At 43.0% G+C, this 17,727-nt stretch carries 19 protein-coding genes; 11 read left to right on the top strand and 8 right to left on the bottom strand.

All coding sequences use genetic code 11. The annotated features are described in order from the left end of the window. Positions 1-61: 61 nt before the first annotated feature. Genes pepQ through hemG form a run of 4 tightly spaced genes read left to right on the top strand, consistent with a single transcriptional unit; the run spans position 62 to position 4,034 of the window. Positions 62-1,384, top strand: coding sequence for a Xaa-Pro dipeptidase (gene pepQ / locus GFB48_RS12715; protein WP_163936295.1), 1,323 nt, complete (start codon positions 62-64; stop codon positions 1,382-1,384). Beyond that, the gene (locus tag GFB48_RS12710) at positions 1,374-1,994 is read left to right on the top strand and encodes a YigZ family protein (RefSeq protein WP_163936293.1); all 621 of its coding nucleotides are present in this window, start codon (positions 1,374-1,376) and stop codon (positions 1,992-1,994) included. Before pepQ ends, GFB48_RS12710 begins: the two co-directional genes overlap by 11 nt. 40 nt (positions 1,995-2,034) lie before the next feature. Further along, the gene (locus tag GFB48_RS12705) at positions 2,035-3,492 is read left to right on the top strand and encodes a TrkH family potassium uptake protein (protein WP_163936290.1); all 1,458 of its coding nucleotides are present in this window, start codon (positions 2,035-2,037) and stop codon (positions 3,490-3,492) included. Beyond that, positions 3,492-4,034, top strand: coding sequence for a menaquinone-dependent protoporphyrinogen IX dehydrogenase (gene hemG, locus GFB48_RS12700; protein WP_163936288.1), 543 nt, complete (start codon positions 3,492-3,494; stop codon positions 4,032-4,034). The genes GFB48_RS12705 and hemG overlap by 1 nt, the downstream gene beginning before the upstream one ends. On the opposite strand, the gene GFB48_RS12695 is transcribed toward hemG, so the two are convergent. The 5 genes from GFB48_RS12695 to def form a co-directional block, all read right to left on the bottom strand. Further along, complete coding sequence (locus GFB48_RS12695) at positions 3,991-4,311, bottom strand: metalloregulator ArsR/SmtB family transcription factor (protein WP_163936285.1); 321 nt, start codon at positions 4,309-4,311, stop codon at positions 3,991-3,993. The genes hemG and GFB48_RS12695 overlap by 44 nt on opposite strands. Positions 4,312-4,394: 83 nt before the next feature. Then, on the bottom strand, positions 4,395-5,801 hold the full coding sequence (gene trkA / locus GFB48_RS12690; protein ID WP_163936283.1) for a Trk system potassium transporter TrkA: 1,407 nt from the start codon (positions 5,799-5,801) through the stop codon (positions 4,395-4,397). Positions 5,802-5,972: 171 nt separating this feature from the next. Continuing rightward, positions 5,973-7,250: a 16S rRNA (cytosine(967)-C(5))-methyltransferase RsmB gene (rsmB, locus tag GFB48_RS12685; protein ID WP_163936430.1), complete on the bottom strand. Its 1,278-nt coding sequence runs from the start codon at positions 7,248-7,250 to the stop codon at positions 5,973-5,975. An 11-nt stretch (positions 7,251-7,261) separates the two neighbouring features. Continuing rightward, positions 7,262-8,203: a methionyl-tRNA formyltransferase gene (gene fmt / locus GFB48_RS12680; RefSeq protein ID WP_163936281.1), complete on the bottom strand. Its 942-nt coding sequence runs from the start codon at positions 8,201-8,203 to the stop codon at positions 7,262-7,264. 6 nt (positions 8,204-8,209) lie between these two features. Then, the gene (gene def, locus GFB48_RS12675) at positions 8,210-8,722 is read right to left on the bottom strand and encodes a peptide deformylase (RefSeq protein ID WP_163936278.1); all 513 of its coding nucleotides are present in this window, start codon (positions 8,720-8,722) and stop codon (positions 8,210-8,212) included. Between the two features lie 194 nt (positions 8,723-8,916). Between def and GFB48_RS12670 the strand changes: the two genes are divergently transcribed. The 4 genes from GFB48_RS12670 (at position 8,917) to GFB48_RS12655 (ending at position 12,207) form a co-directional block, all read left to right on the top strand. Further along, complete coding sequence (locus tag GFB48_RS12670; protein ID WP_163936275.1) at positions 8,917-10,002, top strand: LysM peptidoglycan-binding domain-containing protein; 1,086 nt, start codon at positions 8,917-8,919, stop codon at positions 10,000-10,002. Next, positions 9,999-11,072, top strand: coding sequence for a DNA-processing protein DprA (gene dprA, locus GFB48_RS12665; protein ID WP_163936274.1), 1,074 nt, complete (start codon positions 9,999-10,001; stop codon positions 11,070-11,072). Before GFB48_RS12670 ends, dprA begins: the two co-directional genes overlap by 4 nt. Positions 11,073-11,075: 3 nt before the next feature. After that, a complete protein-coding gene (locus GFB48_RS12660) occupies positions 11,076-11,552 on the top strand; it encodes a DUF494 family protein (RefSeq protein ID WP_163936271.1) in 477 nt (158 codons plus the stop codon). Positions 11,553-11,649: 97 nt separating this feature from the next. Further along, entirely contained in the window at positions 11,650-12,207 is a 558-nt protein-coding gene (locus GFB48_RS12655; protein ID WP_163936268.1) for a type I DNA topoisomerase, read from the top strand. Between the two features lie 17 nt (positions 12,208-12,224). Here the strand turns inward: GFB48_RS12655 and GFB48_RS12650 are convergent, their stop codons facing one another. Continuing rightward, entirely contained in the window at positions 12,225-13,367 is a 1,143-nt protein-coding gene (locus GFB48_RS12650; protein ID WP_163936265.1) for a 5-(carboxyamino)imidazole ribonucleotide synthase, read from the bottom strand. Between the two features lie 4 nt (positions 13,368-13,371). Continuing rightward, positions 13,372-13,854: a 5-(carboxyamino)imidazole ribonucleotide mutase gene (gene purE / locus GFB48_RS12645; protein WP_163936262.1), complete on the bottom strand. Its 483-nt coding sequence runs from the start codon at positions 13,852-13,854 to the stop codon at positions 13,372-13,374. Positions 13,855-14,038: 184 nt separating this feature from the next. Here purE and GFB48_RS12640 point away from each other — a divergent pair, with 184 nt between their 5' ends. Together GFB48_RS12640 and hemF are read left to right on the top strand one after the other, a co-directional pair. Continuing rightward, complete coding sequence (locus GFB48_RS12640; RefSeq protein WP_163936259.1) at positions 14,039-14,584, top strand: Sua5/YciO/YrdC/YwlC family protein; 546 nt, start codon at positions 14,039-14,041, stop codon at positions 14,582-14,584. 102 nt (positions 14,585-14,686) lie between these two features. Then, positions 14,687-15,610 (top strand): oxygen-dependent coproporphyrinogen oxidase, encoded by a 924-nt coding sequence (gene hemF, locus GFB48_RS12635; RefSeq protein ID WP_163936256.1) that lies wholly within the window; start codon positions 14,687-14,689, stop codon positions 15,608-15,610. 465 nt (positions 15,611-16,075) lie between these two features. On the opposite strand, the gene GFB48_RS12630 is transcribed toward hemF, so the two are convergent. Continuing rightward, positions 16,076-16,519 (bottom strand): group II truncated hemoglobin, encoded by a 444-nt coding sequence (locus tag GFB48_RS12630; RefSeq protein ID WP_163936253.1) that lies wholly within the window; start codon positions 16,517-16,519, stop codon positions 16,076-16,078. 16 nt (positions 16,520-16,535) lie between these two features. Here GFB48_RS12630 and aroE point away from each other — a divergent pair, with 16 nt between their 5' ends. Further along, the gene (gene aroE, locus GFB48_RS12625; RefSeq protein ID WP_163936250.1) at positions 16,536-17,351 is read left to right on the top strand and encodes a shikimate dehydrogenase; all 816 of its coding nucleotides are present in this window, start codon (positions 16,536-16,538) and stop codon (positions 17,349-17,351) included. The last annotated feature ends 376 nt before the right edge of the window (positions 17,352-17,727 follow it).

The following is a 17,727-nucleotide window of genomic DNA, read 5'->3' as shown; positions in this document are numbered from 1 at the left end:
CTTGGTGAGTTTGTTGTTAAGCCTGTGGTACAATTTAAAAAAAGGATATTAGGAGATGAAAATGGCAGATCTAGCGCAGCTCTATGGGCAGCATATAAAACAATTACAGCAAAAAGCAGAACAAATAATTGAGCGTGCTGGTCTCGATGGGCTAGCGATCCATTCCGGTCAGCCACACCGTCAATTCTTAGATGACATGGATTATCCGTTTAAGTGTAATCCGCACTTTAAGGCATGGGCGCCGCTGATCAATCATCCCCATTGCTGGTTGCTCATTGAACCTAATTGCAAGCCTAAATTGTACTTCTATCAACCGGTGGACTTTTGGCATAAAGTTGAATCGTTGCCTGAGGCGTTTTGGGTCGAACATTTTGAAATTAGTTTTGTAAAAAACCCTACAGAAATCTCAAGCTATTTACCTTACGATTTAGAAAACTATGCCTACATCGGTGAACATATTGACGTAGCTGGATTACTTGGTTTTAAACATTTTAACCCTGAAGATGTGATGAATTATTTCCATTATCATCGGGTTACTAAGTCAGAGTATGAAATTGCCTGTCTAGAAAAAGCCAATGAAATTGCGGTTAAAGGGCATCAAGCTGCAAGCGCTGCATTTTTTCTAAGTGCGAGTGAATATGAAATCAATCAGCAATATCTGGCGGCGATCAACCACACTGAAAATGAAGTGCCTTATACATCGATTATTGCACTAAATGAACATAGTGCGATTTTACATTATATGGCCTTAGAGCGAAAAGTACCGGCTAAACTGCATTCATTTCTGATTGATGCTGGTGCCAACTTTAACGGTTATGCAGCAGATATTACTCGGACCTATGCCCACGATAGTGGCACCTTTGAAGATATGATAGAAGTGATGCATAAGCAACAACTTGAATTAATGCAGGGCATTAAAGCTGGTGTAAGTTTTGTCGATTTGCATCTACAAATGCATCAACGTATTGCTAATATGTTACTAGAATTTGGGCTATCGACAGGTCAGCCTGAAGACTTAATTGAGCTGGGCGTAACAAAGGCCTTTTTCCCACATGGCTTGGGTCATATGTTGGGATTACAGGTGCATGATGCCGGCGGCTTTTTGCATGATGATAAAGGTACCTTTGTCAGCAGTCCGGATGATCACCCTTTCTTGCGTTGCTCACGAACTTTGCAAGCCAATCAAGTGATCACCATTGAGCCAGGATTATACATTATCGATTCACTTTTAAACGGCTTGAGCGAGAATGCTAAAAAAGCCGTTAATTGGCAACAGGTCGACTTATTGAAGCCTTTTGGTGGAATTCGTATTGAAGATAATATTGTGGTAACAGCAACTGGTCATCAAAACTTAACTCGCAAGTTTGGGTTAAATGACGGATAGTTATCAGGTACCGGCCGAGCAAGTCGTTTTTGAAGAAACGATTAAGCGCAGCCGGTTTATCACCGTTATCGACCGTATTAACAACAGTGCAGACGTTAAGCCTTGGCTGGCTAAACAGCGTCTCGCTTATCCAGACGCACGGCATTATTGTTGGGCATTTATAGCGGATAAACCAGGCAGTACTATGCATATGGGTGCCAGTGATGATGGCGAACCTTCCGGCAGTGCTGGTAGGCCAATGTTAGCGTGTTTGCAAGGAAGTGGCATCGGCTATTTGGTGGCGGTAACCATTCGCTACTCTGGTGGCGTAAAATTGGGTGTAGGCGGATTAGTGCGTGCTTATGGCGGTGGCGTTAAGCAAGCCTTAGCACGCCTGAAAACCGAAAGCGTACGGGTACTTGCCTATGCTGATATTGTGGTTGATTATGATGATGTGAAAACTGTCCAACATCTCTTTAAACAGTTTGATGCAGAACTGCTTAGTCAGGATTATGGGCACCAAGTTAAGCTTAGATTTGGCTTAACTCCAAAGGATTGTGGTGGATTTGAATTGGAACTGACTAATCTCACTCAGGGGAGAGTGTCAGTAACATTTGACGACGAACAATAATTGTGCAAAGTTTCATTTATAGATAAAAAAACAAGCGTATATGCAATATAAAACCATTATTCGCATCATCGGCCAACTCGTTGGTTTGTTCTCTTTGGTGTTCTTCTTACCTGCAATAATCGCACTCATATATAAAGACGGCGGTGGTAGGGCATTTGTAGAAGCATTTGCTTTAAGCATTATTATTGGTTTGTTTATGTGGTATCCAAACCGTAAATATAAGCAGGAACTTAAAGTTCGCTCAGGCTTCATTATTGTTGTACTTTTTTGGACTGTTCTAGGGGCGATTGGGGCACTGCCATTTTATTTAGCCGAAAATCCACATTTAAGTATTACAGATAGTATTTTTGAATCTTTTTCCGCTTTAACGACAACCGGCGCGACGGTCATTGTCGGTTTAGAAGCGTTACCTAAATCCATTTTATTTTATCGGCATTTACTGCAGTGGTTAGGCGGGATGGGGATCATTGTCTTGGCGGTAGCCATTTTGCCGATATTAGGTGTTGGGGGGATGCAGTTGTATCGAGCGGAAACCCCAGGGCCAATGAAAGACTCCAAGATGACGCCAAGAATTGCAGAGACAGCAAAAGCATTGTGGTATATCTATCTGACGTTAACTATTGCTTGTGCGCTGGCTTACTACCTGGCAGGAATGAATGGTTTTGATGCCATTGGACATGCATTTTCAACGATTGCAATTGGTGGCTTTTCTTCCTATGACGCCAGTTTGGGGCACTTTAATAGCAGCACCATCAATATGATTTGTGTGTTTTTTTTACTGCTATCAGCGGTAAATTTCAGTTTGCATTATGCTGCCTTTATGGGCCGCAAAGTAAATCTCAAAATTTATGGTAAAGACAGTGAGTTAAAGTTCTTTTTTGTCGTTCAGCTGCTTCTTGTTGCGGTTTGTTTTGGCACACTCTATACCCAAAATTATTACAGCGATGCAGGTGTTGCCTTCGATCAGGCTTTATTTCAAGCGGTTTCCATTTCCACTACTGCAGGGTTTGCCACAGATAATTTTTCGGCATGGCCTATATTTTTGCCTCTTTTGTTAATTTTTTCGAGTTTTATTGGTGGCTGTGCGGGCTCTACTGGCGGTGGTATTAAAGTCATTCGTATTCTGTTGTTAATGTTACAAGGGATGCGTGAATTAAAACGCTTAGTCCATCCCCGAGCTTTATTTGCTATTCGACTTGGGGATAAGGCGCTACCGGATAGAGTTGTAGATGCGGTATGGGGCTTTTTTTCTGCGTATGCGTTAATCTTTGTGATAGTGATGCTTGGGTTAATGGCGACCGGATTGAATGATATAACAGCATTTAGTGCCACTGTCGCATCATTGAATAACTTAGGGCCTGGGCTTGCTGATGTTGCATCTCATTATGGTGACATTAATGATACTGCTAAATGGATTTGCGTGATTGCTATGCTATTTGGCCGTTTAGAGATTTTCACATTATTAGTGTTGTTCACCCCGGCTTTTTGGAAAAACTAATGAATTCGATGTTAATTTTATACTCCACTATAGATGGGCATACTAAAACCATCATAAGTCATATGTGCGAGCAGTTGCAGCCGCAATTGCAACCTACTGTGATGCCCCTTGAGCAGTTAGCAAGCGTTGACTTAAACCAATTCGATACCATTGTGGTAGGTGCCAGTATTCGTTATGGTAAATTTCGACCCAATGTTATGGCCTTTTTTGAGCAGCATAAAACCCTGTTAGACAATAAAAAAGTGAGCTTTTTTGGGGTGAATATGGTCGCCAGAAAAGCCAATAAAAATACACCAGAAACTAATCCTTACCTAAAAAAGTTTAAAGCAGTGTGTCCTGCAAAAGTGGATTTATATGGGGTGATGGCTGGACGAATTGATTATCCAGATTACCGATTGTTTGATCGACTCATGATTCAGTTCATTATGAAACTGACTAAAGGACCAACCGATGCTACTAAAAGGTACGAATTTACGGACTGGCAACAAGTACAATCCTTTACTCAGCAGTTGTTGGCATTGCACAAAAGTGCTGATGCATAGTCGAAATCAGCTCAACAACTAAAGGGCTGGCAAGTTGGTAATAAACCACCTGAGCTTCTTTGCGGGTACTAACCAGTCCTTCTTTTCGAAGAACAGCGAGATGTTGGGATAAAGCAGATTGACTGAGATCAACCTCATCATTGAGTTTTGAAACACTCATTTCATTTTTCAGAAGCAGACACAACAAGACAAGGCGATATGGATTGGCCATAGCCTTAAGTAATTTGGAAGCTAAGCCAGCATTATCTAGCATTGCATCAATGGTTAAATTATCCATGGGTCACCAGATTAAAAATAATATATTAGTTTATTCTAATTTAGAGTGTTCGTTGTTGCTAGTTTTTAACGCCTAAAATGTGATCAAAAGAAGAAGGCGCTGGGCTGAAATAGCCGCTCAACTTTTTCAATATTCTTCTTATTCACTAAGAATAAGATTACATGGTCGCCTTCTTCAATTATTGTTCTATCATGGGCAATTAGCACCTCATCATCACGAACAATGGCGCCAATGGTAGTCCCCGGTGGCAAGTCGACTTCAGAAATCTGTCTGCCAATGACTTTTGAGTTGTTGGCATCGCCATGGGCAATGGCTTCAATAGCCTCTGCTGCCCCGCGGCGTAATGAGTACACATTGCAAATATCACCTTGGCGAATATGGGTTAACAATGCTGAAATAGTCGCATTTTGAGGTGATATGGCGATATCGATGTTGGCATCTTGCACTAAATCTACGTAAGCTTCCCGTTGAATTAGCACCATTACTTTCTTGGCGCCTAAGCGTTTAGCAAGCAAGGCTGACATAATGTTGGCTTCGTCGTCATTGGTCACTGCAACGAATACATCTACTTGGTCAATATGCTCTTCTTGTAACAGTTCATGATCTGAAGCATCACCAGCAAAAACAGTTGTATCACTGAGCTTTTCAGAAAGGGCGTGCGCTCGGTTAGGATTGCGCTCAATAATTTTAACTTGATGATTTCCCTCTAAACGCTGCGCTAAACCATAGCCAATATTACCACCACCAGCAATCATAATGTTACGGTTAGAACTGTCTAACTTCTGCATTTCAGACATAACCTGACGGATGTGGCGGCTATCGGCAATGAAAAACACTTCATCGTCGGCTTCAATAACGGTGGTACCCCGAGGCATAATAGCTCTTCCCTGACGGAAAATGGCAGCGACCCGAGTATCAATATTAGGCATATGCTCCCGTAGGGTAGACAGTGCATGACCGACAAGTGGACCACCATAATAGGCGCGCATCGCAACCAGTGACACCTTGCCTTCGGCAAATTCTAAAACCTGTAGTGCACCCGGATAGGTGATCAGGCGCTTAATGTAGTTAGTCACCAAGTGCTCTGGAGAGATCATCTCATCGATGACAAAGCCGCCTCTTTGGTTGCCTTCTTGTTTGCTTTCAGAGTTGATAAAAAGTTGATCTTTTACTTCGAGATATTGCTCAGAACGAATTCGAGCAATTTTGGTTGGCGTGCCAAACATGGTGTAGGCGACATGGCAAGCAGCCATATTACACTCGTCAGAGTTGGTGACCGCAATCAGCATATCGGCATCTTCGGCACCGGCATCGGCAAGGACTTGCGGGTGCGCCGCATGGCCAGCAACGACCCTTAAATCGAATTTATCTTGTAAATAACGTAGGCGTTCGATATTAGAATCGACAATGGTGATGTCGTTGTTCTCGCCAACAAGGTTTTCCGCGAGTGTGCCACCAACTTGTCCTGCACCCAAAATGATGATTTTCATCTGTATCCTACTGTTATTCTTGTTACTTGGGTCTGTTGACCTTTCATGTTTACTTTATGTGAACCTGCGGACAGCGTGTTAGCAATTTCGCTCATTACAGTGGAACCAACACGCTTCACTCGCTGCCGTATTCCTTTTAACTAAAGAGCAAAGGCCAACAGACCCTAAATATTATTGCTTTACTAACTTAGCGTAGTAGAAGCCGTCACCACCGTCCTGGTTGGGTAACCTTTGCCAACCAATATCATCTTTGCTTTGGCTAATTGGTACTAGCTTAGCATCTTGGTGGCGTTCTATAAATGCCTGTACTTGCTCGCTATTTTCTTCAGGCAAGATAGAGCAAGTCGCATATACTAGAGTGCCACCAGGCTTTAACCATTGCCAGCATTCATCGAATATTTTTGACTGTAATTGAACCAATTTAGCGATGTCATCAGCGCGGCGTAACCATTTAATATCAGGGTGGCGACGAATCACTCCAGTTGCTGAACAAGGTGCATCTAAAAGAATACGGTCAAACTGCTCACCCGCAGCAACAGCGCTTAAGTCGGTGGCATCAGCATGCACAACTTTAGCCGTTAAGTTTAACCGTTGCAGGTTATCTTCAATGCGGCTTAGGCGAGTGGCATCGGCATCAATGGCGATCAGCTCTTTAAGCTGGGGTTGTACCTCTAGCAGGTGACAAGTCTTGCCCCCAGGGGCGGCGCAGGCATCTAGTACACGCTCGCCTGGCTGTGGGTCTAATATATCCGCAGAAGCTTGGGCGGCGATGTCTTGCACGGATGCCCAGCCTTTATCAAAACCTGGTAAACGCTCAACCGTAGTGGCTTGCTCAAGCAAAATGGCATCGCTGCCATTGCCAGCAGTGGCAGCAATGTCTTGTTCAGACAGAAGCTGTAAGTACTGATCACGGCTGTTGTGCAGGCGTGAAGCACGTAACCACATTGGTGCTTTTTGATTATTGGCATCCAAAATGGATTGCCACTTATCTGGATATGCGGTCTGCACCTTCTTGATAAACCAGCCGGGATGGTTATAAGTCAACGTATCATGACTGGTCTGGAGTTCTGGGCGTTCGCGATCAAGCGTACGCAATACGCCATTACACAACTTAGTTAGGCTTGGGTGGCGCAATTGGCGCACAGCTTCAACGGTTTCGGCAACCGCAGCATGGGCAGGGATACGAGTAAAATATAACTGATATACCCCAACCATAAGTGCATGGTGCACCACACGTTTTTTGCCGGTTAAGGCTTTGCTTAAGCGACCACGAATACAATCATCCAGTTGCACTAACTGACGCATTACTCCGTAACAAAGCTCGGCTAATAAACCTTTGTCTTTGGCTGAGTTTAGCTTGGCTTGGGCCTTGGGCAATTCGGCTGTCAGTGACTGACCTTGGTCAATTACGGCAAAACAAACTTTGGCGGCAAGGGCGCGAACATTCATTGATTTCAAGCTTATTGCTCCAAGATAGTGCCTGGGGTGAACCAGTCTTTACGAGCGTTAATCACATCACCAGCGTCTAAACGACGTTTACCAGGTAATTGCAGAGATTCAATACGCAGGGCGCCTTCGCCACAACGGACTACTAGGCCGCTTTTATCTGCACTAATGATTTCGCCAACTTGGCCTTGCTGGCAATCTATTGCTACCGCCTGGTGTACTTTAATGCTGTTTCCTTCAAGGGCGAAGTGGCTGATAGGCCATGGATTAAAGGCGCGTACTTCACGATTTAGTGCTTTGGCGTCTTTGCTCCAGTCTAACTTAGCTTCTTCTTTTGATAGCTTTTCAGCGTAGTTGGCTAGGTTATCGTCCTGTTTTTCAGGAGTCAGTTTACCCGCTTCAAGCTTAGCTAAGCAGTCTATTAGTGCTTTGGGGCCAATGGCTGCAAGCTTAGTGTATAAAGAAGCACTGGTGTCAGTATCTTCAATGGCACACTTTTCAATTAACAGCATGTCGCCAGTATCAAGACCGACATCCATTTGCATAATGGTAACACCCGTCTCTTGATCGCCAGCCCAAATGGAACGCTGGATCGGTGCCGCACCACGCCATTTTGGCAAAATTGAACCGTGTACGTTTAGGCAGCCAAGTTTTGGCGTTTCTAGTACCTCAATCGGCAAAATTAGACCATAGGCAACCACGACCATGACATCGGCATTTAATGCCGCTAACTCAGCCTGAGCATCGGCAGAGCGGAGGCTTGTTGGTTGGTAAATTGGCAGCTCATGTTTGAGAGCTAGCGCTTTAACAGCACTGGCTTGCAGCTTTTTTCCGCGACCAGCTGGACGGTCAGGCTGGCTATATACTGCTACAACATTGTGCTCACTATTTAATAGTGCTTGCAGGTGATCAGCAGCAAATTCAGGAGTCCCAGCAAATACGATATTTAAACTCAATGTTGTTTACCCGTGTTTGGCGGCTTGACGGGCCATTTTTTCAAGCTTGGCTTTAGCACGCTGGCGTTTAAGCGGTGATAAATGGTCGATGAACAAAATACCCTCTAGATGATCCATTTCATGTTGGATACAGATAGATAGTAATTCATCTGCAGGCTTTTCATGCTGCTCACCATGCTCATCAAAGTATTTAATCGTAACGGTTTCCCAGCGCTCTACTTTCTCATAGATGCCTGGAACGGATAGACAGCCTTCTTCGTTTTTGAATTTGCCAGTTTTATCGGTTAACTCTGGGTTGATAAATACCATTGGCTCATTGCGATCTTCAGAGTGATCCATCACCACTACTTGTTGGTGGACATTGACCTGGGTTGCTGCCAAACCAATACCTTTTTCTTCATACATGGTATCAAGCATGTCTTTCACCAGAGTCTTAATCTCATCATTAAACTCAGTTACAGGCTGTGCTTTTGTTCTTAATCGCTCATCGGGAAAACGCAGTACTTCTAAAATCGCCATGTGAAACTCTCTAAAATATTATTAACTTGCGCCAAAAAGGCGGGGTTTGAATTAATTTTAATCTTTCCCACAATGAAATCATAGTCATTAGCTGCGTATATGTGAATAAACCGCTCGCTTAAATATATAGATACATTTTAGATTAACTTTGACTATCTTTAATCAGGCCTAGCAAGGAAATAGTTGGAGGTACCATGCTAGTAACTCGTGTTTTACTTCTAAGCCTGATATTGAGCTTCAACGTGAAAGGCTTACAAATAAAAAATCAAGCACCCGATCAATATGTTGTGGTGTCAGGGGACACCCTTTGGGATATCGCAACGCTTTATTTAAATGACCCTTGGCGGTGGCCTGAGCTTTGGGGAGATAACCCGCATATTGCCAACCCTCACTTGATCTTCCCTGGCGATGTGTTAACGCTTACATTGATTAATGGTCAGCCAAGATTACAGAAGTCAAAAAGATTTAGAGCCTTATCGCCTGCTATTAAAAAGAAACATAAACCAAGCCCTATTTCAGCATTCAGTCTTGAGCAATTGGCTCCTTACATCAATCACAATATCGTCGTGCTGCCTAAACAGCTCGACCAACAAACCACAGTCGTGCTCGCTGCCCAGAGATTAGCGAAACATTATTACCAAGGTGATTTGCTTTACGCTGATGGAAAATTGGTGATGGGTAACAATTATGGGATTTATCACCCCCAAAAGGTGTTTACCAATAACGGTGAACAAATCGGCGTTGAGCTAGCACTTGCTGCTACAGCAAAAGCTGTTGCAATTGATAAATTCAATACATTGCAAGTCACTTCGGTTTATCAGGAATTTAGCTCGGGAGCTGTGCTACTGCCGCTAGAACAATATCATGCTTGGCCATTGGCTTTTCAACCCTATTACAGCAACCATGATGGGCTAAAGGTGTTAGGTCATCTTGGTAACATTAGAGAAGCGGGAAAATACGACATCTCTTATATCAATGCTGGCAGCAATCAACAATTGAAATCAGGCGCGATTTTTACAGTAAAACGACAAGGTAGCAGAATAATCACCAGCAATACCGGTGAGCCTATTTCACATATCAATCAAAGCAGCTATCAAAGGCTGCTCTCGGATTCATTGAACAAAGGCAAAGTTATGCCAGCAGAGCCGATTGCAATAATAATGGTCCTACGTGCTTTTGATAATGTTTCTATGGTGATAGTACTGCAAGCAGGTATGCCAATCAGAGCCGGCGATAAGTTAGCACATGCCAATGAAACATTTTCTAGGCTTGTGAAATGAAAAGTCCACTTTGGTATGCGCTCAATTTAAGGCTATGGCCACGGTTAAGTGAATTTAAATTAGCCCAATTACTGCAGCAGGCAAAACTAGAACAAATCTATCAATTTTATCAAAACAAGGTGGCAAGTGGACGGGCAGCAGGCCTAAGTGAACAGCATCAAATAATGATTGAACAAGCTTTGCAATGGGAGCAAGCTGCAGAAGTTAATCATATAATTGATATTGAAGATAATCGATATCCTAAGGCACTAAAAAATATTGCCGATCCGCCGCCTGTACTGTTTATAAAGGGAAAATTACCCGATCAGCAATTTCCTCATGTCGCTTTTGTTGGTGCAAGACAAGGAACCACCTCGGCTAAGCAACATACCATAGATCTTACTAGGCAGTTGGCCAGCAGCGGGGTGGTAATCGTTAGTGGGTTAGCGGCGGGTATTGACGCTTGTGCTCATCAAGGAGCAATTAATGCTAAAGGAGTAACTGTGGCCGTTTTAGGTTCTGGTTTAGAGCATATCTACCCTAAGGGGAATATTAATCTGGCGAATGAAATTATTTCATCAGGAGGCTGTCTAATTAGTGAGCAGTGGCCTAATTGTCCACCAAATGCGTATAACTTTCCTAAGAGGAACCGAATCATCAGTGGGTTAAGTTGTGGGGTTGTGGTGGTTGAAGCTCAAACAAAAAGTGGAACCTTAATCACTGCCCGGCTTGCCAATGAACAAGGCCGACAAGTTATGGCAATTCCAGGCTCTATTCATAATAAGTATGTCGAGGGCTGTCATTATTTGATTCGTCAGGGAGCCGTTTTAGTCACAGATGCTAGTCAAATACTTGAAGAACTCAATCTCGACCAAGAGCTGCTTAACCAAAAGGTAACAGATGTTAAAAAACATGAGTTGCCATTTGCTAAAGTGTTGAGTAATGTAGGTTATGAAGTCACTACAATTGACGAGATTGTTTCATCAACTGGAGCGTCATTTGAAGAGGTCATCGGCCAACTAATGACTCTAGAATTAGAGGGTTGGGTGGCAACCACAGCAGGCGGCTATGTTCGCATTAGGAGGGGCTAAAATATGTTTGATATCCTGATGTATTTATTTGAAAACATGGTACACAGTGAGTTTGAGTTAACACTGGATCATGACGAACTTACTGAAGAGCTACATCGCGCTGGTTTTCATCAAGTTGATATTATCAAAGCTTTGTCTTGGTTAGAAAAATTGGCCGAACTACAAGAGGGTAAAGAAGCCACTTCAGTAACCAGAGCCCACAATCATTCTATGCGCATTTATACCGATGATGAAATGCGTCATTTAGATGCCGATTGCCGTGGTTTATTGCTTTTTTTAGAGCAGGCTGGGATTTTAAATTTCGAAACTAGAGAAATGGTCATCGAAAGAGTCATGGCGCTAGAAGAAACGCGGCTTGATATTGAAGATCTTAAGTGGGTGGTTCTAATGGTGTTGTTTAATGCACCTGACAATGAGGTTGCCTATGCGCATATGGAAGACCTATTGTTCGAGCAGCCAGAATTAGACCGACTGCAATAAATAATACTGTATTATTCGCTTTTCTGAGAGTAAAGCTCGTACAATAAGCTATCTAAAGGTAAAATAAGCTTTAAATTATACTTTTGGACAGCTTTACATGAGCAAAATTGATACCTCAATTTTTAATAAACACAGCTTGCAACAGGAAGTTTGTCCTGAGTGTGGTGGCAGTTTATCTATCCGTTCATCAAAACGCGGTCCATTTCTGGGTTGTGATAACTATCCAAGTTGTGAGTACGCAAAAGCACTGACTCAAGTATCCGAAATGGCAGCGCAAACCATTGATGGTTCCAGTTGCCCTAAGTGTCAAAGTGTATTGCAGGTGAAGACAGGCAGATATGGCATGTTTATTGGCTGTAGCAAATTCCCAGACTGCGACTATCATGAAAATCCTAATCAACCAAAAGAACAAGTCGCTGGAATTGATTGTCCACAGTGTAAAAAAGGCAAGTTGACCAGTCGCACCAGCCGTTATGGTAAAATCTTTTATTCTTGTGATGCTTATCCTAAGTGTAAGTATGTTCTAAATGACAAACCTATTGCTTTAGATTGCCCAGCCTGTAAATGGCCGGTAGCCATAGAAAAGAAAACCGCAAGGGGCACTAAGGTTATCTGCGCCAATAAAAAATGCGGTGAAGTACATTCACCGCAATGATAGTGGCAACAGGGAAATTAAAGTGCGCTAATTAGCGCTTTAACGTCGGCAAAATCACTGTCACTAAGCATGCTAGCAACTTGTTTGAGTTTCGCTGGTAGCGTCTCAAATCGGTCACTACAAACATTGATATGCCCCATTTTTCTGCCTGGGCGTGCTTCTTTACCATACCAATGAATATGTACCCCAGCAATTTGTAAGATAGCTGGGTCAACATCATCGGTACCAATAATGTTGATCATGGCAGTTGGGCGAGTTAGGTTGGTATCCCCTAAAGCTAAACCAGCCACGGCACGAATATGATTATTAAACTGGCTGGTATCGGCACCTTGTTGGGTCCAATGGCCTGAATTATGGACCCTTGGAGCAATCTCGTTCACGAGTAGGTGGTCACCAACTTGGAATAACTCAACCGCGAGCACACCCACATATTCAAGGGTGTCGGCCAGCTTATCAAAAATGTCTTTAGCTTGAGCGGCCAGCTTGGGTTGTGGCTGCTGGGCAATGGATAAACTTAAAATACCATTACTGTGGTGATTCTCGGTTAAGGGATAAATTAAGGTTTCACCTTTAGCCGTTCTGACACCGATTAAAGACACTTCACGGTCAAAAGGCACCATTTGTTCGGCGACAATGCCTTGATTACGATCGTTGCCAGTGGCAATGAACTCAGCCATCTCTGCCCAGATAGCTTGGGCATTATCCATAGACTTTAAGCGCCATTGGCCCTTACCATCGTATCCATCGAGGGCGCTTTTAAAGATAATCGGCAGCGATAACTTAGCAATAGCATCTTCAAAGTCCTGTTGGGTTTGAACAATATGATGCTTAGCATTGGCAACACCACACTGCTCAAGCGCGGCCTTTTCTATGCGTCTGTCACCACCGGTTTTGATGGCGGTGCTAGTGGGTTTGAGCTTGCCAGACGCCTGGCAAACCTTAAGGACATCGTCGCTAATATGCTCAAACTCGGCAGTAATAACATCCGCAAATTCAATCCCAGCGTGAAGATCACCAAATGTTTGGCCGGTGGCTAAGGGGTTAACCACTTGGTTGCTACGAACATCGAAAGCTCTGACATTAAGATTTAATGGTAAAGCTTCTAAAGCCATCATTCTGGCAAGTTGACCCGCACCTAATACTAGGATGTTGTGCGTCATGTTATTACTCCGCAGGATTTGGATGACTTAAAATGCTATTGGTTTGCTCGTCTCTAAAAGCATCAATAGCTGTCGCAATCTTATCGTCAGTGGTCGCTAGAATTTGAGCGGCTAATAGACCTGCGTTAGCGGCCCCTGCGGTACCAATGGCTAAGGTTCCTACAGCAATACCTTTAGGCATTTGTACTATTGATAATAATGAGTCCTGTCCGCTAAGCGCCTTAGATTGCACAGGCACACCAAGAACTGGCAAAGGCGTGTACGCAGCGGTCATGCCTGGAAGATGGGCGGCACCGCCGGCACCAGCAATGATCACTTTAATTCCACGGTCACGGGCAGATTCAGCGTATTGCGCTAATAAATGTGGGGTTCTATGGGCTGAAACCACCTTTGTTTCGTAAGCAACACCAAGAGAGTCAAGCATGTCTGCTGCATGCACCATGGTGGGCCAATCAGATTTTGAGCCCATAATAATTCCAACTTTCATTGAATATGCCTTATATAGTTGTTTATTAGAGATAGTTCGCTATCGCCAAATTTTGCGCATATTATATAGAGCTTTACATTAAGTCTGAATGTTAGCTCTAACATCATAAAAAAAACTAAAGTAATTAAGCTATCCAACCTTAATTGCTAGACTTGCAAGTTACAAGTTACCAAGGAAAGTAATCATGTTTAGTCAAGAACTTTTAAATCAATTTAATCGTGGTGGAATCATTGCTTATCCAACAGAGGCAATGTATGGCTTGGGCTGCGATCCGGATAACCTCCAAGCATTACAAAAGCTGATAGAGTTGAAACAAAGAGATCCTGCTAAAGGTGTATTAGTCATTGCCGCCAGCTATGAGCAATTGCTTCCCTACATCGATGAGCTAGCACTCGCGGATAAAAAAGCACTGGTGCTAAGCAAGTGGCCAGGTCAGCATACTTGGGTTTTACCCAAGTCAGATAGAGTGCAGCCAATGCTAAGCGGAGAATTCAATACCATTGCCGCAAGGGTGCCAGGATTTGAGTACTTACGTCAACTATGCCACTTTTTAGGCAAACCTATTGTATCAACTAGTGCAAACTTGGCAGGAGAGCAACCATGTATCAATGCCACAGAGGTAAAAAAGGTTTTTGGTGATAAAGTTTCTGCAGTAGTTGAGGGTGATATTCAAGGAGCAAAATCAGCGAGCCCCATATTTGATGCTATAACCGGACAGCAGTATCGCTAATACATTGGGGTGATCTAGGTTGCCTTTCACGGCATTTTAAGGATAATTCCTCCAATCGATCAGCATAGTTCACCCAAATTAAGATATCGGAAAATAACAATAATGAGCCAACGCCCAAGTGTTACCCAAGTAAAGTCCTATTTACTGGAACTGCAAAATCAGATTTGTCAGGCATTAGAATCACAAGAAACAACAGCACGTTTTAAGTTTGATTCTTGGCAGCGAGAAGAGGGCGGTGGTGGCCAATCAAGAGTCTTGAGCCAGGGTGATGTGTTCGAGTCAGCTGGGGTAAACTTTTCCCATGTAATGGGGGAGGAAATGCCTGCTTCAGCTACGGCGCATCGTCCTGAACTCGCCGGTCGCAGCTTTGAAGCGATGGGAGTGTCTTTAGTGATTCACCCTAAAAACCCTAATGTTCCAACCTCTCACGCTAACGTACGTTTTTTTATTGCTGAAAAAGACGGTGAAGACCCAGTTTGGTGGTTTGGAGGCGGTTTTGATTTAACGCCATACTACCCTGTTGAAGAAGATGTGAAATATTGGCACCAAACCGCCTATGATTTATGCATGCCCTTTGGTGAAGAGGTTTACCCTAAATATAAAAAGTGGTGTGATGAATATTTTTATCTAAAACACCGTGATGAAACCCGTGGTGTCGGTGGTCTATTCTTTGATGATCTAAATGAATGGGGCTTCGACAAGAGTTTTGAATTTATGCGCGCCGTTGGTAATGGGTTTGTGCCTGCTTATTTACCTATTGTTGAAAAGCGTAAAAGCACACCAACTAATGATCATCAGCGTCAGTTCCAGCTATACCGCCGTGGTCGTTATGTTGAATTTAACCTAGTGTTCGACCGCGGTACGCTATTTGGCTTACAAACCGGTGGTCGTACCGAATCTATTTTAATGTCGATGCCACCTTTAGTGCGCTGGCAGTATAACTACACTCCAGAACAAGACTCGGTGGAATACAAACTCTATGACAGATATCTGAAACCTCAGGACTGGTTAGGGTTAAATAACTAACGACTTATTTTAACAGAGCGCTCAATTGAGCGCTTTTTTTGTAGCTTCAGTATGGCAAAGGCAGGAATATCAAGGTGGTATGATTCAATTTCAGCGGAACTTGATATAAACCAAGCCATAGTGAGTTGTGCGCTAGATCGAACCAATGCTTTGTTTTAGATCAAGTTTTATCTGCAACAAACTCGCTATGCTGAACTTAGTTAATGCAAAGGGTGACACATGAAGCCAACCACATGCTTCACCTTTTGTGCACAAAGCATGGCAAGGAATGCCGTGAACAGGGAAAGGACATTTGCTGAGGGAAGAGAGCTGTTGCCCGAACATGTGCTCCTTAAGAAGGTGCGACGGGCAATAGACCCTAGCAAATATAAAGTTTGATTAAGTTAGCCTGACTTAATCATAGGTTTTAGCAATGGAAAAAAGCACGTTTATTTAGGTGTGTTGTTTATATTGATAAATGAACCATTAGCAATTTTGCATATGCTGAGCTAATGGTGTGAGCTTTTTCATTATTATGCGTCGATGACTTATCTGTTCGACTTCCATATCTAGCGCACGAGACATACACATCAGCCATTGTTCTACTGAAGCGGCATCGACATTAAAGTGCATATGGCGCATGCGTAACATTGGGTGACCAAACTTATCAGTATAAAGCTGAGGACCGCCAAGCCAACCAGATAAAAACATATAAAGGCGTTCTTCTGCTCTATCCATTGGTTGTGGGTGGATATCCAATAAATGCTTAGCTTCTGCATTGCTTCGCATTTGCACATAAAATTGCTTACATAAAGCTTTCACTACTATATCGCCGCCAATTAGGTAATAAAGGCTATCTTTATCTTGGTGTTGATCTGAACTTAGGGTAACTTTGTTTTTCTTAAATAAGCCAGTAAATTTACTCAGCATAAAACTAGGAACTCCAATGGATAAGTACGCAGTATTTGGCAACCCGATTAAACAAAGCAAATCTCCAGTAATCCATACACAATTTGCTAAGCAAACTAATCAAGCTATGCAATATGAAGCGATCCTAGCACCAATCGATGGTTTTGAGCAGAGCCTAAGTGAATTTATTGAAGCAGGCGGACAAGGTGCCAATATTACCGTACCTTTCAAAGAGCAAGCCTTTTTACTGTGTGATGACCTTAGTCCTGAAGCACAACAAGCAGGTGCGGTTAATACTATTATGGTTAAAGCCGATGGTAGTTTATATGGCCATAATACCGACGGCTTAGGCTTAGTTAGCGATCTAACCAAATCCAAGGTTCAATTAGCAGGTAAACATATTCTGCTACTGGGTGCTGGTGGTGCAGCCAAAGGGGTGTTGTTACCACTGATCAACCAAAAACCGGCCAGCATTACGATTGTGAATCGAACCCAAGAGAAAGCAATGGCATTGGCTGATCAGTTTAAAGCGCTATTTTCTATTGATGTGAAAACGATTGATGAGTTAGATACAGCCTATGATGTGGTAATCAACTCGACCGCAGCCAGTTTGAGTGGCCAAGCAATAGAGTTACCTGAAGCAAGCTTTAATGCAAAAACGGTGTGTTATGACATGATGTACTCCAAAGAAGCCACGCCATTTAATGCTTGGGCTAAAACTCATGGTATGCAAACCATTGATGGCTTGGGCATGCTGATTAACCAAGCGGCCTATAGTTTTGAGTTATGGCGAGAGCAAATGCCGACAACAGACGAAATAGAAAACTTATTAAATAAAGAGCTTGGCCGCTAAAGGGCTATAAAACAGTCAAAATGCTAATTAAACGTGCGATCAATCACGTTTAATTGGTGATTTAAGTTTATTTGACAAAAAGTCCTTGCGCTAATCCTAAACCTCTCTATAATGCGCAACCACTGAGACGGGGAGCGGTGCTAAACACCAATAACCAAGCCAAATAAGGTTTATCTCAGAGTCAAATAAAAGCTTGTTTAAAACGTTTGAAAAAACATTTTAAAAAGCACTTGACGAAGGGTTTCGATGCTGTAAAATGCACAGCCCTGACCGACACGGTCAAACGTTCTTTAACAATATAATCAAGTAATCTGTGTGGGCACTCACAGGCATTTGAAAATCAACAAAACGATTTTCTCAATGTACTTTAGTGTTC

This window comes from Paraferrimonas sp. SM1919 (assembly GCF_010993985.1).
In the GTDB taxonomy this organism is placed as follows: Bacteria; Pseudomonadota; Gammaproteobacteria; order Enterobacterales; family Shewanellaceae; genus SM1919.
Note: the sequence above shows the minus strand (reverse complement) of the source record. Positions and strands in the feature narration are given on the sequence as shown.

Excerpts from the sequence above, each read along its gene's own strand:
- rsmB (WP_163936430.1), bottom strand. The coding sequence starts at position 7,250 with ATGAATGTTCGCGCCCTTGCCGCCAAAGTTTGTTTTGCCGTAATTGAC.
- GFB48_RS12710 (WP_163936293.1), top strand. The coding sequence starts at position 1,374 with ATGACGGATAGTTATCAGGTACCGGCCGAGCAAGTCGTTTTTGAAGAA.
- aroE (WP_163936250.1), top strand. The coding sequence starts at position 16,536 with ATGGATAAGTACGCAGTATTTGGCAACCCGATTAAACAAAGCAAATCT.
- GFB48_RS12695 (WP_163936285.1), bottom strand. The coding sequence starts at position 4,311 with ATGGATAATTTAACCATTGATGCAATGCTAGATAATGCTGGCTTAGCT.
- GFB48_RS12640 (WP_163936259.1), top strand. The coding sequence starts at position 14,039 with ATGTTTAGTCAAGAACTTTTAAATCAATTTAATCGTGGTGGAATCATT.
- GFB48_RS12650 (WP_163936265.1), bottom strand. The coding sequence starts at position 13,367 with ATGACGCACAACATCCTAGTATTAGGTGCGGGTCAACTTGCCAGAATG.
- trkA (WP_163936283.1), bottom strand. The coding sequence starts at position 5,801 with ATGAAAATCATCATTTTGGGTGCAGGACAAGTTGGTGGCACACTCGCG.
- hemG (WP_163936288.1), top strand. The coding sequence starts at position 3,492 with ATGAATTCGATGTTAATTTTATACTCCACTATAGATGGGCATACTAAA.
- pepQ (WP_163936295.1), top strand. The coding sequence starts at position 62 with ATGGCAGATCTAGCGCAGCTCTATGGGCAGCATATAAAACAATTACAG.
- GFB48_RS12670 (WP_163936275.1), top strand. The coding sequence starts at position 8,917 with ATGCTAGTAACTCGTGTTTTACTTCTAAGCCTGATATTGAGCTTCAAC.
- GFB48_RS12630 (WP_163936253.1), bottom strand. The coding sequence starts at position 16,519 with ATGCTGAGTAAATTTACTGGCTTATTTAAGAAAAACAAAGTTACCCTA.
- dprA (WP_163936274.1), top strand. The coding sequence starts at position 9,999 with ATGAAAAGTCCACTTTGGTATGCGCTCAATTTAAGGCTATGGCCACGG.
- def (WP_163936278.1), bottom strand. The coding sequence starts at position 8,722 with ATGGCGATTTTAGAAGTACTGCGTTTTCCCGATGAGCGATTAAGAACA.
- GFB48_RS12660 (WP_163936271.1), top strand. The coding sequence starts at position 11,076 with ATGTTTGATATCCTGATGTATTTATTTGAAAACATGGTACACAGTGAG.
- purE (WP_163936262.1), bottom strand. The coding sequence starts at position 13,854 with ATGAAAGTTGGAATTATTATGGGCTCAAAATCTGATTGGCCCACCATG.
- GFB48_RS12655 (WP_163936268.1), top strand. The coding sequence starts at position 11,650 with ATGAGCAAAATTGATACCTCAATTTTTAATAAACACAGCTTGCAACAG.
- GFB48_RS12705 (WP_163936290.1), top strand. The coding sequence starts at position 2,035 with ATGCAATATAAAACCATTATTCGCATCATCGGCCAACTCGTTGGTTTG.
- hemF (WP_163936256.1), top strand. The coding sequence starts at position 14,687 with ATGAGCCAACGCCCAAGTGTTACCCAAGTAAAGTCCTATTTACTGGAA.